This window comes from Sorangium sp. So ce363 (assembly GCF_051520435.1).
Lineage (GTDB): Bacteria > Myxococcota_A > Polyangia > Polyangiales > Polyangiaceae > Sorangium > Sorangium cellulosum_B.
In genome coordinates this window covers 5,574,775-5,589,276 of record NZ_CP150333.1, presented here as the reverse complement: position 1 = coordinate 5,589,276, position 14,502 = coordinate 5,574,775, and the positions used below count along the sequence as shown (strand labels likewise).

At 70.4% G+C, this 14,502-nt stretch carries 10 protein-coding genes; 4 read left to right on the top strand and 6 right to left on the bottom strand.

Features of this window, described 5'->3' with window-relative positions:
* Window positions 1-17 precede the first annotated feature (17 nt).
* The gene (locus WMF12_RS21250; protein WP_437873323.1) at window positions 18-866 is read right to left on the bottom strand and encodes a helix-turn-helix domain-containing protein; all 849 of its coding nucleotides are present in this window, start codon (window positions 864-866) and stop codon (window positions 18-20) included.
* A 191-nt stretch (window positions 867-1,057) separates the two neighbouring features.
* On the opposite strand from WMF12_RS21250, the gene WMF12_RS21245 reads away from it, so the two are divergent.
* The gene (locus WMF12_RS21245) at window positions 1,058-1,456 is read left to right on the top strand and encodes a hypothetical protein (protein WP_437873322.1); all 399 of its coding nucleotides are present in this window, start codon (window positions 1,058-1,060) and stop codon (window positions 1,454-1,456) included.
* Between the two features lie 6 nt (window positions 1,457-1,462).
* Here the strand turns inward: WMF12_RS21245 and WMF12_RS21240 are convergent, their stop codons facing one another.
* The 4 genes from WMF12_RS21240 to WMF12_RS21225 form a co-directional block, all read right to left on the bottom strand.
* Entirely contained in the window at window positions 1,463-2,170 is a 708-nt protein-coding gene (locus tag WMF12_RS21240) for a DUF4336 domain-containing protein (protein WP_437873321.1), read from the bottom strand.
* 66 nt (window positions 2,171-2,236) lie between these two features.
* Entirely contained in the window at window positions 2,237-2,842 is a 606-nt protein-coding gene (gene gstA / locus WMF12_RS21235; protein ID WP_437873877.1) for a glutathione transferase GstA, read from the bottom strand.
* 44 nt (window positions 2,843-2,886) lie between these two features.
* Complete coding sequence (locus WMF12_RS21230; RefSeq protein WP_437873876.1) at window positions 2,887-3,642, bottom strand: Uma2 family endonuclease; 756 nt, start codon at window positions 3,640-3,642, stop codon at window positions 2,887-2,889.
* Window positions 3,643-3,916: 274 nt separating this feature from the next.
* Window positions 3,917-5,041 (bottom strand): formylglycine-generating enzyme family protein, encoded by a 1,125-nt coding sequence (locus tag WMF12_RS21225; protein WP_437873320.1) that lies wholly within the window; start codon window positions 5,039-5,041, stop codon window positions 3,917-3,919.
* On the opposite strand from WMF12_RS21225, the gene WMF12_RS21220 reads away from it, so the two are divergent.
* The 3 genes from WMF12_RS21220 to WMF12_RS21210 all read left to right on the top strand — a co-directional run bounded on the left by WMF12_RS21220 (window position 5,030) and on the right by WMF12_RS21210 (window position 8,408).
* Window positions 5,030-6,478: a radical SAM protein gene (locus tag WMF12_RS21220; RefSeq protein WP_437873319.1), complete on the top strand. Its 1,449-nt coding sequence runs from the start codon at window positions 5,030-5,032 to the stop codon at window positions 6,476-6,478. The genes WMF12_RS21225 and WMF12_RS21220 overlap by 12 nt on opposite strands.
* A complete protein-coding gene (locus tag WMF12_RS21215) occupies window positions 6,468-7,067 on the top strand; it encodes a LysE family translocator (protein WP_437747434.1) in 600 nt (199 codons plus the stop codon). Before WMF12_RS21220 ends, WMF12_RS21215 begins: the two co-directional genes overlap by 11 nt.
* 219 nt (window positions 7,068-7,286) lie before the next feature.
* Complete coding sequence (locus tag WMF12_RS21210; protein ID WP_437873318.1) at window positions 7,287-8,408, top strand: acyl-CoA dehydrogenase family protein; 1,122 nt, start codon at window positions 7,287-7,289, stop codon at window positions 8,406-8,408.
* A 64-nt stretch (window positions 8,409-8,472) separates the two neighbouring features.
* Here the strand turns inward: WMF12_RS21210 and WMF12_RS21205 are convergent, their stop codons facing one another.
* Window positions 8,473-14,487, bottom strand: a complete 6,015-nt coding sequence (locus WMF12_RS21205; protein WP_437873317.1) for an AAA family ATPase — start codon at window positions 14,485-14,487, stop codon at window positions 8,473-8,475.
* Window positions 14,488-14,502: the final 15 nt, after the last annotated feature.

The window sequence follows — 14,502 nt, the reverse complement described above, 5'->3', positions numbered from 1 at the left end:
GCGTGCGCGGCGCGCGCTCAGAGCGGGATTCGCGGGGATTCCTCGGCGGAGGGCCCTTGTCCTCGGCGTCGCGCCGTCGCGCGCAGCGCCTCCGCGGTCGCCTGGTCTGCGGGGAAGAACGACTCGACCGCGAGCTCGGACAGGGTGACGTCGATCGGCGTGCCGAAGACCATCGTCGTGCTGAGGAAGCTCAGGATACCGTCCTCCGTCCTGAGCCTGAGCGGCACCGCGATGGCGACCGGGTCGGGCTCGCGGGCGGGCTCAGGGCGCCTCGATCCTTCCGGCGATGGATAGCGGATGAGCTCCTCGAAGAGCGTCGCGAGGGCGGGATCGGAGCTCACGTCGATCTGACGGCGCAGGCGGGCGAGGAGGTGCGCGCGCCACTCGGGCGCGTTCTCGATGCGCGGCGCGAGGCCGCCTGGGTGCAGGCTCAGGCGCAGCACGTTGATCGGGGGCTGGAGGAGGGCGGCGTCGGCGCCAGCCAGGAATGGGCCGATCGCGCCGTTCGCGGCGACGAGGGTCCAGTGCCGATCGATGGCGACCGCCGGATAGGGCTCGTGGCCGGCGAGCACCAGATCGACCGCCCTGCGCGCCGCCGCGAGCGCCGGATCGCCGAGGCTGCGCTCCGGATAGAGCGGCGCGTACCCCGCCGCCACGAGGAGCTGGTTGCGGTCGCGCAAGGGCACATCGAGGCGCTCGGCCAGGTGGATCACCATCTCGCGGCTCGGCTGCGCGCGGCCGGTCTCGAGGAAGCTCAGGTGGCGTGTCGAGATGTCGGCCTCGCAGGCGAGGTCGAGCTGGCTCATTCGACGGCGCTGGCGCCACTCGCGCAGGAGACCCCCGATCGGCGGGTGTGAGCTCGTCATCGCGAGTCGACCCTAGCACGCCGGAAAATGACGCCCATTACCTGGGAGGTAATCGATCCCGTGCCGAGGGCGCCCCAAGGTGAGCGGTGTCAGGGGCGCTGCGGACACCCGGCGCGCCACGCGCGTCCGATGTCGAGCGGTCCCGCCCATCGAGGGGCGATGAGCCCCGACCGCAACGAAAGGAGCCCACCATGTCGTTCGTGATCTCTCCTCGCTTCCTGCGCCGCGTCCTCCTCGCCGACGCGGCCCTCAGCGGCGCTACAGGCCTCCTCATGCTCGCGGCCGCGGCGCCCCTCGCCGGCCTGACCGGCCTCCCCGAGGCGCTGTTCCGATGGGCTGGCGCGAGCCTGCTCCCGTTCGCGGCGCTCGTCGCGTGGCTCGGCACGCGCGAGCGTCCGGCGCGGGGGGCCGTCGTCGCCGTGGTCGTCGCGAACGCGCTCTGGGTCGTCGACAGCGTGCTCCTCCTCGCGCTCGGCTGGTTCGAGCCGACGGCGCTCGGCCATGCGTTCGTCGCGGCGCAGGCGCTCGCCGTCGCGCTCTTCGCGGAGGCGCAGGTCATCGGGCTGCGCCGCGCGCAGGCGGCCGCCTGAGAGCCCTCATCTCGCCGGCAGGAGCCGGCCAGCGCCCGCGCCGATCCACGCGAGCGCGCGGCGCGTCCGGTCCTTCGCCTCGCCTTCGATGACGTCTCCGTGGGCGACGACGACGCGCTCGAACTCCCACGCGAGGACGTCGGCGACGCTGCGCGCCGCCGCGGCGCGGTCCCTCATGAGCACGCGCCACACGTGGTCCTGGGCGGTCTTCCTCCACACGCCGCCCACCCAGAGGAAGACCTTCATGGCGAAGCTGCGCGCCTCATGCACGTTGAACAGGAGATCCGTCACGATGAGCGTCCGCGACCGCGCGTGCAGGAACACGTGCTCCGCGATGTACGGCACGCCCTCGACGAGGCGTACGCCGAGATCGTCACCGATCTCCGGCGCCACGCCGGATCGGGGCAGCGGGGTGAAGTGGAGGCCGGAGAGCTTCTTCTCGAGCCCGGGCGCCCCGAGCACGCTCGCGCGCGGCCAGCGCTCGGTCGCGGCCCTCAAGAAGACGTGGTGGAGGCAGCTCGGGGCGACGAGGGCGCGCACCTCGCCGAGCGCGTCGATCTCCCGGGCGGTGTCGTCATCGAACGCCAGCGGCGAGTGGATGACGATCCCGCCGTCGGCCCGCCTCACGACGGTCGCGCGCGCCGGCAGATCACCGAACGGCAGCCGGAAGTCCCTCTCGTACGCCCACACCTCCTCGGCGATCGCCCGCAGCATGCCGTCATGCAAAGTCGCGCGCGATCGAGGCGTCAAGGCGTGTACCCCCAGGGACTCGAAGGAGGCCTACCGCCTCCGCTCGGCCTCGATGGCGGCCTGCACCGCAGGGCGGGCGCCGACGCGCTCCCTGTAGCGGCCGAGGACGGGCCATCCGCCGAGATCGACGCCCGCGAACCTCGTCCACGTCGTCACGGTATAGAGGTACGCGTCCGCCACCGTGAACCGCTCGCCGAGGAGGTACGTCGTGCCCGCGAGGCGGTGCGCCACGTAGGCGAAGCGCCGGCCGAGGAGCGTCCTCGCCGCGTTCTTCTGCTCGTCCGGCGCCCGCGGCTTGAAGAGCGGCGAGAACTGCTTGTGCAGCTCGGTGCTGATGAAGCTCAGCCACTCCTGCAGCCGGTAGCGGTCCAGGGTGCCGGCCGGGGGCGCGAGCCCGGACTCGGGCCTCCGATCGGCGATGTACTGGACGATCACCGGCCCCTCGGTGAGCACCTCGCCGCCCTCGATCTCGAGCGCGGGCACGTAGCCCTTGGGGTTGATCAAGGTGAAGTCGGCGCCCGACCGGGTCTTCTTCGTGCCGAGGTGGACCTGCTCGAGCTCGAACTGGAGGCCGGCCTCGCGCAGCGCGATGTGCGGAGAGAGCGAGCAGGCGCCAGGGCTGAAATAGAGCTTCATCATGCGCTTCACAGGAGGAGCGAGAGGAGCGCGGGCGCCGATCGCTACTTCAGCGTGTCGGGATCGACGCCGAGCTCCCGGAGCCTCGCTGCCAGCCGCATTGCCTGCTGCTCGGCGGACTCGGCGCGCTGCTCGGCGGACTCGGCGCGCTGCTCGGCGGACTCGGCGCGCTGCTCAGCGGACTCGGCCCGTTTCGCGAGCTCCTTTCCAGCGGGCACGAGCTCTCCCTCGGGGGTGAAGAAGCGGAGCTGTCCCTCCTGGACGCCAAGGAAGAGATCGAGCTGAGCGCTCCAGAGGCGTCCGGAAGCATCGGGGGAGAGCGGCTCGTACTGCCCGTCGACGAGGTGGAAGCCCGAGAGCTCGAGCGTCTCCGGATGGAACCAGAAGTAGTCCGGCGTCCGGAAGACGTCCTGGTAAATCTGCTTCTTGAGGCCGCGATCGGCGCCTTCGGTGCTCTCCGAGAGCACCTCCACGATCACGTTCGGGTACCGGCCGTCTTCTTCCCAGACGACCCAGCTCTTGCGCGCCCTCCGATCGGTGCCGAGCACGACGAAGAAATCCGGACCCCGGAAGTGCTCGGTCTTGAGCTGCCTGGGGCTGAAGTAGATGGTCAGGTTCCCCGCGGCGAAGAAGTCGGCCCGGTCCTTCCAGAAGAGCTCCAGGCTCTCGAGCAGCACGATCATCTGGACGAGGTGCTGGTAGGTCTCCATCGGAGGCTCGTTGCTGTACAGATCGCCCGGCGGAGCGACGACGCTCGGGTCGACGATCTCCGCCGGCATCGCGAAGGCGAGGGACGTCATGTCGGAAGCCTGCCGGAGGATCCACCTTGCAGCAAGGTCCGCGGCGAACCTCGCCGTGTCCGCGTAGCCGCTCGACAGCTTGCGGATCCCGGGTGCGCTCATTTCGAAATCCACCCTTCTGTGGCGTCCCCGCCACAGGGGGCCTCGTGTTCGTCCTGCCCGGCCAGCGCAGCGTCCGTCGCTGCCGCACGTCGGCCCGTGGTGGCACCGCGCGCTCGAGCTCAGCTCGCGCGCGTCCGGTCGCGCGAGGGCCGCCCTCGGCGACGGCTCGGCGCTACGGCGTGCGCGCGCAGCGCACGCCGACGCCGTAGTCGCCGCGATAGTTCGCCGGATCGTAGGAGACCGCCGAGCGATTCGACGACAGGAGGTACGGCATCAACCCCGTGTGGAAGCCGCCGCCAGGCAGCACCCGGTTCGTGGCGCCGGTGAGGTTTGCGCAGTCCTCGCAGGGGCTCACGTAGTTCGCGTAGACGTCGAGGTTCCACTCCCACACGCTTCCCGAAAGATCCCACTGTCCAAAGCGCCCGACGCCGAGCGGCGTGCTCCCGACGTCCGGCACATTCACGACGCCCGTACAAGCGCCTCGCCTGCCGCTCGGATAGTAGCAATCATAGATCGCGTACTGGTTGCCAGAGCCGGGATCCATCGAGCCCCAGGGGTACATGCGCTGCTCGTCTCCACCGGCGGTCGCGTATTTCCATTCGGCCTCGGTCGGCAGAAAGCCGCCGTCCCAGATGCAGAAGGCGTGGGCCTCGTACCAGTTCATGAACGTGAGCGGCAGCATCTCGTTGTCGCCGGCGTTCGCCGTCCAGGTGCCGTAGTCCGGGCGGCGGCGCTCCGGGCGAGGAAGGCAGGACAGCGGCGGTAGCGAGGGCGGGAGCAGGGCGCGGGAGGGGCTGCATCGCGTCCGGTGAGGGAGGACGCTCGCAAGCCTCGGCCGTCGGGCTAGCGAGCTGGCCAGGAGAGCTGAAAGTCGAACCGGCGGGTGCCGAGACCCGCCGGAGGAACCTTCGGCTCGCGCGCTGACGTCGGCGCCGAGCAGACACCGGACGTCCGGCAAAGCGCAGTCGATCGAGCAGGTGGTTGAGCCCGAGCTGCGGCTGATCGGCGGCTCGCTCCTGCCGCATGACAGGCTGTTGCTCGACCGCGCAATGTGTTGCCTATCTCCCGCGGCGCGCCTCGAGGCGCGCCCTGAACCCCTGGTTGGCCGAGGTGCGCTTCTGGCCCTCGTGACGGGCTTTCTCGCCGGAACCGGACGAGGATCGCCGCTGGTCCGACGCTTGCCCCACAGCCTCGGCACAGCGCGCGTCGCGTCGCTGCGGCCCCGGACGGCTGGGCGCCGGAAACGCGGAGTTATCACCCACCCACCAGCACAGCAGGAGGCTCGATGCTGCTGCATAGCAGGTTTGACCACGTCGCCAGGAACACCATCGACTACTGGATGAAGCCCGATAGCGCCAACCTGTCGGCGGCCGAGCTCCTCGACGCATGGACCCTGGCGCCCTGGCTCGACCGCGCCACCGTGCAGCTCTATCTGCACGTCCCGTACTGCGCCCAGAAATGCAGCTTCTGCGCGTTCTCCGGCGGAAATTCCCTGAGCTTCAAGATGGCCGACCGCTACGCGGATCTGCTGATCTGGCAGATGCGCGACCTGCTCGGCCGCAGCCAGGCCAAGGGCAAGCCGATCGCCTCGGTGAACATCGGCGGTGGCAGCCCGGATCTCTTGCGCGCTCACATCGGCAAGGTGCTCCGAGCCGTCCGCGACCTGCCGGGATGCACGAACAGCACGGAGATCTCGGTCGAGTTCACCCTCTCCACGGTGACCGACGAGTTCATCGACGCGTTGATCGAGCACCAGGTCACGAAGGCCAGCTTCGGCGTGCAGGTCCTCGATCCCGCCATCCGGCGCCACCTGCACATGCCATCGGCGCTCCGGAACATGGATGAGACATGCGAGAAGCTCGCGCGCGGCGTGCCGATCATCAACGCCGACTTGATGACGGGCTTCCCGGGTCAGACCGTCGAGTCGGTGCTGTCCGATCTGGAGTGCATCGTCGGCCATCCGCACATCAACGCCGTCAGCAGCTATCTCCTCACGCCCGGCGCGGCGCCGAAGCTCGTCGGGGACATCCAGGCGGGCAAGGTCCCGGCGCAGCCCCGCCACGAGCACCAGGCGCTGTTCAGGCTGCATACCTACGCGACATTGCTGCGTCGGGGATGGATACGGAAGGGGACCAACACGTACATGAACCCGGACGAGATCCCGGAGCGCGCCCTCTCCATCGTGGCAGGCAACGAGTGCATCGGCGCCCGGCGATACGAGGATTTCCTGATCGGCGCAGGGGCCCAGGCGATCTCGTCGATCCCTGGCGCGCGTGCCGAGAACATCGTCGACATCGACGCGTGGAGCGCATTCGCCGAGCGGGGCGAGCACGGGTTCTCCCTCGACAAGTCGTCCCTGTCGCACCAGCGCGACATGGCGCTGTGGGTCTTTCCGCTCATGGGAAACGGGCTCGCCGTCAGCGAGTACGAGGCGCTGCGAGAGTCCGGCGCGCTCGACGAGGCGCAGATGAGCAACTTTCGTTCGTTCATCGAGGAGGGGCTGATCTTCCGGTCGGGGGACCGCTACCAGCTCACCATCACGGGCGAGGTGTTCATGGGGCACCTCGTGCGCAACCTCAAGAAGGAGGCGGATCGAGGCGTCCTCGATGACTACATCGATGAGGGATACACCCTCGGGCAGCTCGTGGCGACGGACAAGATCGTGCCGAAGAACGCCACCAACAACCGACAGCTGTTCCGCCAGATCGTCCGAGGAGCCGACAGTGAGCACTGAGGTGCTGCTGGCCTACTGCATGGCCATCTTCGTCGCGTCCATCATCCCGGGCCCATCGATGCTGCTCGCGCTCGCCAAGGGCGCCAACCACGGCTGGGGGGCAGGGGCGCTCTCCGGGGCGGGAAACATCGCGGCGACGATCGTGCAGGCGGTCGCCTCCTACCTCGTCATCCTGAAGGTCGGCAGCCTGTCGAGCACCCTCCTGCTCGGCATGAAGCTCGTGGGGGCGCTGTACATCTTTTACATCGGTTGGACGCTGATGGGCGTCGCCAATTTCGGGAGCGACCGTGAGGTCGCGGCGCGGGCCGGGTCGTCGTGGCAGCACGTCCGCGACGGCTTCATGTTCGCCATCGTCAACCCCAAGGCGATCGTGTTCTTCGCCGCCCTCTTTCCCCAGTTCGTGGGGCGGAGCGTGGCGGGCAGCGTGATCGCGATAGGCGTCCCGATCGTCACCATCGGCTTCGCCTGCTTCATGATCTATGTCGTGGCGGGCCGCGTGATGGTGGAGATCCTCGGGCACGGGCGGCACGTCGGGAAGATCTTCGGCATCTGCATCATGCTGTGCGCGCTCGCGCTACTCTTCGCCTGATTCGCCTGATTCGCCTGATTCGCCTGATGAACACCTCAGGGGCGCGCGGTCCTCCTCGACCCTTGTGCGCCGCCCCGGCGCCGCTGCAAGGAGGCTGCAGCCTCCAGCAGGTGGGGGCGCGCGCCTCGCGCCCCGAAGCGCGGGCGCGCGCCGCCGTCCGCGAGCCGTTCGTTCATCCGACGCCCTCGCCATCGCCGCCGCGGCCTACACTCCCTTCGCATGTCCCCCGGATCGCCCACGCCGCCGGCCACGGCCGGCTCCGCCGCGCTGATCGAGCGCGCCCGCCGGCTCGCGACGCTCGTGCTCGCCCCCTCGGCGAACGCCACGGATCAGGCCGCGGCGGTTCCCCGAGAGCACATCCGCGCCCTCGCGGACGCAGGTCTCCTCGGGATCGCGACGCCTGCGTGCTACGGCGGCCATGGCGCCCCGCCGCAGGTCGCGCGCGAGGTCCTGGAGATCCTCGCCGGCGCCTGCGGCGTGAGTGCGTTCGTCCACATGCAGCACGCCGCCGCGTGCCCGCTCATCGCGCGCGGCGACAACGAGGCGCTCAAGGAGCGCGTCCTGCCTCGTTTCGCCTCGGGAGAGCGCTTTTGCACCGTGGGCTTCTCGCACGTCCGCCGCCCGGGCCCGCCGATGGTCAGGGTCGAGCCCGACGGCGACCGGTTTCGCTTCGAGGGCACCGTGCCCTGGTTGACCGGCCATGGGATCGCCGACGATGCGGTCATCGCCGGCGCGCTCCCCGATGGCCGCCTGGTGTACGTCCTGACGTCGCTGGAGGCGGGGGATTCCATCGAGGCATCGCCGCCGCTCCGCCTGAGCGCGATGAACGCCTCGGCCACGGTGTCGCTGACGTTGCGCGATCTGCGCGTCGGGCCCGAGCAGGTGATCGCCATCCTGACGCGCGAGCAGCAGGCTGCCCGCGACGTGGCGGGCCTGCTCACGCCGTCGGCGCTCTCCCTGGGCGCGGCCTGCGCCGCCGCGGCCCTGCTCGCGGAGCTTTCGGAGCGCCGCGGCAGTGCGCGCCTGGCGGACGCCGCGCGGGCGTTCGAGGACGAGAGGGAGGCCGCCCGCGCCGAGGTCGATGCATGGGCGGACCGGCCGGAGGCGGAGGGCCATGCAGAGCACGCGGTCCGCGTTCGTGCCTGGTGCATCGATCTGGGCGTCAGGGCCGCGCACGCGGCGGTCGCTGCGACCGGCGGTAGCGCCAACCTCGTCGACCACGCCGCGCAGCGCCTCTTCCGCGAGGCGATGCTCTATTCGCTCACGGCCCAGACACGCGACCTGCAGACAGCGACGGTGGAGCGGCTGCTCGAACGGGCGACCCGCCCCAGATCGGGGTAACGACCGCGACCCGGCGGCTCTCTCCCGCCATCCCTGGCATCGTCCCCCCGACCTGGGCCACTCGCTACATCGATTCCTGCGGATCCGCGCGGCCGTCGGCGCCGTCCGCGCCGCCTGGGTCGTACACGCCGACAAAGTCCCGCAGCTTCCGGGTCTGGTAGCTGCGTGCCAGCGTAGTGAGCTGCTCGATCCAAGGTCTGAGCCGCGGATCGTGCTGCGCCATCCGCTCCGCCTCCTCCAGGATCTTGTGGACGAGCCCCTTCTTCGCGAGCGCCGACAGGATCGCCAGCTCTTCGGCCGGAGGCGGCGCGAGGTGTCCGCCGCCTTCGGGCTCCTTCGCCGGCGCGTCCCGAGCGGGGGCTCCATCGCGGCGAAGCCACTCGATGCTCAGCAAGCGCGATATCTTGTCGAGGAGCGCGCTCGCCACGATCGGCTTGGGCAAGAAGTCATCGCAGCCGGCGCTGGCGCACTGCTGCCGCTCGGCCTCGGATACGCTCGCCGACGAGGCCAGGATGACGACGTGCCGGAGCTCGGGCATCAGCCTGAGGCGACGCGCGGTCTCGTAGCCGTCCATGTCCTTCATGTACAGGTCCAGCAGGATGAGCGCCGGCGCGCGCAGCGCCGCCATGCGCAGCGCCTCCTTACCGCCGTCCGCCTCGCACAGATCGAAGCCGAGCGGGCCGAGGAGCCCGCGTACCACCGCGCGATTGTCGGAACTGTCGTCCACGATGAGTATCGTGCGGCGCTCCCCCGGATAGCCGACGATCGTGTCCCACCCCCTGGCTTCGCCTGGGCTCGTCGCGAGCTGCGCCTCGGCGAGCGGGAGCGTCACGGTAAAGACACTGCCCTCGCCGACCTCGCTTTGCACCTCGATCGCACCACCCATCTGTTGCACGAGCTTCTTCGTGATGGCGAGGCCAAGCCCTGTGCCCTCGCTCTTCGCGCTCTGCTCCCCCACCTGCTCGAAGGGCTCGAAGATGCGTGTCAGGTGCTCCGGGGCGATCCCAGGACCCGTATCCTCGACCCGGAACCGCACCATCCGCCCTGCAGGGACGGTCTCCTCCAGCACCTCGATCTGGAGGGACACGCGTCCCCGCTCGGTGAACTTGATGGCATTGCCGAGGAGGTTCAAGAGCACCTGCATCAGCCGCTTCTCGTCGGCACAGACGGCCTGAAGCGCAGGGCCGCCCAGCTCATGGGAGAACGTGATTTCCTTCGCTTCGGCGCGCACCCGGCACAGGTCGACCACCGTCCTCACGAGCGCAGGCAACCGGAACTCCGTCAGGACGGAGTCCATCTTGCCCGCCTCGATCTTGGCCAGGTGCAGCAGGTCATTGATGAGCGAGAGCAGGTGCTCGCTCGACTTCTGGATGACCCGCAGGCCCTCCCGCCACGCCGGCGGGACGTCGGGCGTTCGCTCCAGGATCTGGGCATAACCCATGATCCCGTTGAGCGGCGTTCGCAGCTCGTGGCTCATGCTGGAGAGAAAGTCGCTCTTGGCCTGGCTGGCGCGCTCCGCGGCCTCCTTGGCGATGCGGAGCTCGACGGTGCGCTCCTTGATCTTGGCCTCCAGGTCCCGGTACAGGAGGGCGTTCTCCACGGCGATCGCGGCCTGCGCGGCGAGCACCGACAGGAGCTCCACCCGCCGCTCGGGGAACGCCGCAGGCACCTCGCGATGCTCGAGGTAGAGCACGCCCACGAGGCGCCCTCGATGCGACAAGGGAAGCGAGAGGAGCGAGAGCACGGAGCGCGAGGCCAGGTGCGGATCGGCCGCGAAGCGCGCGTCCGACCTGGCGTCGTCCACCACGACCGGCTCGTTCGTGCGCGCCACGTAGTGCGCCACCGTCCTCGCCACCTCGCTGCTCTGCGAGAGCGGCTCGGACAGGCCCGTCTCGATGTGGCCTCCCTCCACCGAGAGCCGCGCCACGACCGAGAGCTCTTCGCCTTCGCCCAGCAGCAGGACGCCGCGCTGCGCCCCGGCGCTCTCCAGCACGAGCTCCATCAGACGCCCGACGACCCGCTCCGGGTCGAGCTCGCTCGACAGCGCCCGCGCCGCGCGCACCGCGGTGTTCACATCGAGCTGCGCGCCGCCGGTGACTCCCGTGGTGGTCAGCGTGGCGACGCCCGTCGTGCGGCGGCGCTCCGCCGTCGCGGGCTGGGCAGGCGCACGGAGCAGGGCCGGCCATCTCGCCTCCAGGTGGGCCACCACGGCGTGCGCTTCCCAGCGAACATAAGCGTCCCTGGCCTCGCGCAGGTACAGCGCGGCGACACGGCTCCTGCCCGCCTCGAGGTGAAACTCGGCGCAGAGCTGAGCCGCCAGGGCTTCGATGTGAAAGAATCGCTGCTCGCGCGCGAGCTCGATGGCCTCGTCGTACCTGGCCATGGCTTCGTCGGTCTTGCCCTGCACGCGGGCGTGCTCGGCCTCGAGGAGGCGCAGCTTGTGGAGGAAATTGTCCGCGCTCCCCTCGGCGAAGTACCTCAGCCGCGCGAGGCCTTGCTCGATGTCGTCGCGGAGCCCGGCCCGCTCCGCCGCGTCCGCGGCCGCCGGCCAGCACCTCGCGGCCGCGAGCGCGAGCCAGAGCGGTATGTCCGTGACCGGGGGAAAGCCGAAGATGGACACGCGGAACTGCTCGGCCTCCCGTGCCCGCGAGAGGGCCATCGGGTACGCGCCGGCGACGAGGAACAGGTGCGCCTCGAGGATGCGAGCCAGCTCGGCTGCCATCCCGTCTCCGTCAGCCAGGAGGGAGCGCGATCCTCGTGAGAGCGGCTCGCCCGACAGGAGCCTCCCCGCGCCGTCGGCGGTCGTCAAGAGGTCGCACCACGACGCGATCGCCTCGAAATAGTGCGTCCCGAGCGCGGTCCCCGCGCGCTGCATCAACCCCCAGCGCGCCGCCCGGTGCGCCTCGAGCTGCCCGAGCGGCTGGCCGCGCCACACTCGGTAGTAGAACAGGTCGCCTTCCAGCCCCCAGCTCGTCCCCTGGAACGAGCCGACCTTCAGGCCGGTCGCGCAGGTTCGCTCGAAGATGGGCGCCATTTCATCCGCGGGGCGGGCGTAGGCCGTGTACTGCCCCTGGAAGGACAGACACTCTGCCAGAAAGGGCGACGCGACGCGCTCGGCTGCGCGCACTCCAGGGCCGACCCAGCACGCAGCGCGACGATACATGCCTGTGGTGAGCGACCAGACGTTCGCGAAGCAAACGATGATGAAGGGAGAGACCGGCGTGAGCGCGCGCCGCTCTCGCACCCTCAGCACGGCGCGGGCGATCACGAGCCCGGACAGCACCGGCTGACCGCCGATCGCCGCACACACCATGAGGTGCATCGTCAGCGCATCGATGAGCACCTGCTCCGGGGAGGGATCGAGGGGCATCCGTTCGAACGCGTCCGGGTCGCGCTCGAACCATCGATCCAGCTCGGCGGACTCCTCGAGGAGCGCGGCGCGGCGCGCCTCGTCCGCGCCCGGAAATGCGATGTCCTGCTCGGTGAGCGCGGCGAGCCCGAGCTCGACCCCTCGCGCGAACTGGCCCGCCGCCTGGGCGCAGCGGACGCGGATCTCCTGCGCCGAGAGCCTGGTGAGCGCCGGCAGCGGCCTGGCGAGCAGCCGCGCGCACCGCGCCTCGACGTCGTCGAACTCCCGCAGCAGAAAGGCCCCCTCGATCTGCTCTAGCGCGAGCTCCGCGCACAGCGGCGCGTCCTTGCGCCAGGCGTCATCGCCCAGCAAGTCCTGCGCGGTCTCGGCGAGGCTCAGGAGGAGCCGGTACGAGCTCGCCGCCTTCGCGGCGCGCGCGGCCTCGAGGTTCAGCCGCGCCAGCGCCTCGCGCTCGCCTGCGGAGTCCATCCGCGCCGAGCCCAGGTTGAGGTGCCGCACCAGCTCCAGGAGCTCTTGCGGTGTGCCCCCCTGCGTCCGATGCCGCGCCCACAGCCGCCGGCCGATCTCCAGGTGCGCCAGGACGCGCTGCGCCGGCGGGGCCCGCTCGTAGCTCGCCTGCTGCACGCGGTCGTGCAAGAAGCGGTATTCAGCGTCGAGCGCTCCTTCTCCGGTTCCGGTTCCGGTTCCGGCCTCTCCCAGCGCCTGCGCGGTCCGGTAGGCTCCATCGGCCGGCACCACCAGCTCCTCCCGCAGGGCGGGCCAGAGCGCGCCGGTCACCCGGGCGCGCTCCCATCCGCTGAGCCGCTCCAGGTCGTGGAGGTGGAAGGCGTGCCCCGCGCACGCCGCGAGCCCCAGGAGCTGCTGTGTCGCTTCAGGCATCTCGAGCAGCTTGTCCGTCAGGAGGGCGACGACGTTGTCGGTCACCTGCGCCTGCTCGATCTCCTTCTGGCCCCAGCGCCACGCGCCGCTCTCCGGGTCCCGCGCCACCTTGCTCTGCCGGTGCAGGGACAGCAGCAGTTGCTCCATGAAGAACGGGTTTCCTCGCGTCTTTTGCCACAGGATGCGCGAGAGCGGCTCCACCCGCGCCGCCTCGCTGTTCAGCGCCCGCGCTGTCCATGCCTGCACGTGCTCCGCTGACAGGGGGTGCACCGACATCCTCGACACCCTCGCCCCGCTCTCCTCGACCGACGCCACGAGCCTCCACAGCGGGTGCTCGGGGGGCGCCTCGTTGTCGCGGTACGCCGCGAGCACGAGGAGCTCTCTTCGCTCTGCGTCGGTCAGCAGCGTCCTCAGGATCTCCAGCGTGGCGCTGTCGGCCCACTGCATGTCGTCGAGGAACATCACGAGCGGCGCGTTCGGCGTCGTGACCGCCCGCACGAAGTTCAGCCAGGTCAGCCTCTGGCGGGCGAGCACCTGCTCGCCGTGCACCGGCGGCACCGGCGCGAGCTTGCCCATGATCAGGTCGAGCTCCGGCACCACGTCGGCGATGAGCCGGGCGTTGTCCCCCACGTCGGCCCTGATTCGCTCCTGCCACGCCGTGAGCGTCGGCTTCGGGCTCGCCAGCCACTGCTGCATCAGCGCCCCGAACGCCTGCGCCATGGCCGCGTAGGGCGTCGACCGCGCGAGCTGGTCGTGCTTGCCCGAGATCAGGAGCCCGCGCCCCGCACGCGCGATGTCCTGGTAGACGGTGCGCACGAGCGCCGTCTTGCCGATGCCGGACGGGCCGCCGATGAGCACGAGCTCCGCCGCGCCCTCGGCGGCGCGGGCGAAGGCTGCGCCCAGGAGATCGCGCTCGTGCTCCCGCCCGACGAGGACGTCTGGCAGCCGCAGCCTCTGCGAGAAATCCTTGTCCCCGAGCGTGAAGCGCTCCACCGCGCCGCGCTCGCGCCACATGCGCCGCGCTCGCTCCAGGTCTTCCGCTGCCCCCTTGGCCGTCTGATACCGCCGGTCAGGGTTCTTCGCGAGGAGCCTGGACACGATCGCCGCGAGGCCCGGAGGCACGTCGGGGGCGACCTCGTCGAGGGACGGCGGCTCCTTGGCCAGGTGCGCGTGCACCAGCGAGAGCGGGTCGCGCTCGGTGAACGGCAGCCGCCCCGAGAGCGCCTCGAAGAGCGTCACTCCGAGCGAGTACAGGTCGGTGCGGGGATCGAGCGCTCGCGCCGTACGGCCCGTCTGCTCGGGCGACATGTACGCCAGTGTCCCCTCGAGCCCTTCGGGGATGCTCGCCGCCGTCGCCTCCAGCGGCAGCGACGAGGCGATGCCGAAGTCGAGCAGCTTGACCTGCGCGTACGCCGCGTCGACCAGCACGTTCTGGGGTTTGATATCCTTGTGCGTTATGCCGGCCGCGTGCACGGCCTCGAGGGCTCGAGCGAGGAGCGCTCCCAGCCTCAGCCCCGCTTCCACCGGCAGGCGCCCGCGCTCGGCGAGCTGTAGATCCAGCGACCGGAAGCCGGGGTCCTCGATCACCAGCGCGACCGTGCCGCCCCGCGGCAGGAGCTCCCGCGCCCGTGCCACCCCTGACACCTCTCTCAGCTGTGTCAGGATGTGATGCTCATGCAGGATGCGCCCTGTCACGCGCGAGCTCGGCGCGGCCGCCACGGGGAGCTTGAGCACCACCCTGTCGCCGGAGGGACGATGGACCGCGCGGCACACGCGGGTCTCGGCCCCTTCGTGCATCACCTCCCCCACAACGTAGTCTCTCAGATCCATCCCGGTTCAGCTCCT

Excerpts from the sequence above, each read along its gene's own strand:
- WMF12_RS21250 (WP_437873323.1), bottom strand. The coding sequence starts at position 866 with ATGACGAGCTCACACCCGCCGATCGGGGGTCTCCTGCGCGAGTGGCGC.
- WMF12_RS21245 (WP_437873322.1), top strand. The coding sequence starts at position 1,058 with ATGTCGTTCGTGATCTCTCCTCGCTTCCTGCGCCGCGTCCTCCTCGCC.
- WMF12_RS21240 (WP_437873321.1), bottom strand. The coding sequence starts at position 2,170 with ATGCTGCGGGCGATCGCCGAGGAGGTGTGGGCGTACGAGAGGGACTTC.
- gstA (WP_437873877.1), bottom strand. The coding sequence starts at position 2,842 with ATGAAGCTCTATTTCAGCCCTGGCGCCTGCTCGCTCTCTCCGCACATC.
- WMF12_RS21230 (WP_437873876.1), bottom strand. The coding sequence starts at position 3,642 with ATGACGTCCCTCGCCTTCGCGATGCCGGCGGAGATCGTCGACCCGAGC.
- WMF12_RS21220 (WP_437873319.1), top strand. The coding sequence starts at position 5,030 with ATGCTGCTGCATAGCAGGTTTGACCACGTCGCCAGGAACACCATCGAC.
- WMF12_RS21225 (WP_437873320.1), bottom strand. The coding sequence starts at position 5,041 with ATGCAGCAGCATCGAGCCTCCTGCTGTGCTGGTGGGTGGGTGATAACT.
- WMF12_RS21210 (WP_437873318.1), top strand. The coding sequence starts at position 7,287 with ATGTCCCCCGGATCGCCCACGCCGCCGGCCACGGCCGGCTCCGCCGCG.
- WMF12_RS21205 (WP_437873317.1), bottom strand. The coding sequence starts at position 14,487 with ATGGATCTGAGAGACTACGTTGTGGGGGAGGTGATGCACGAAGGGGCC.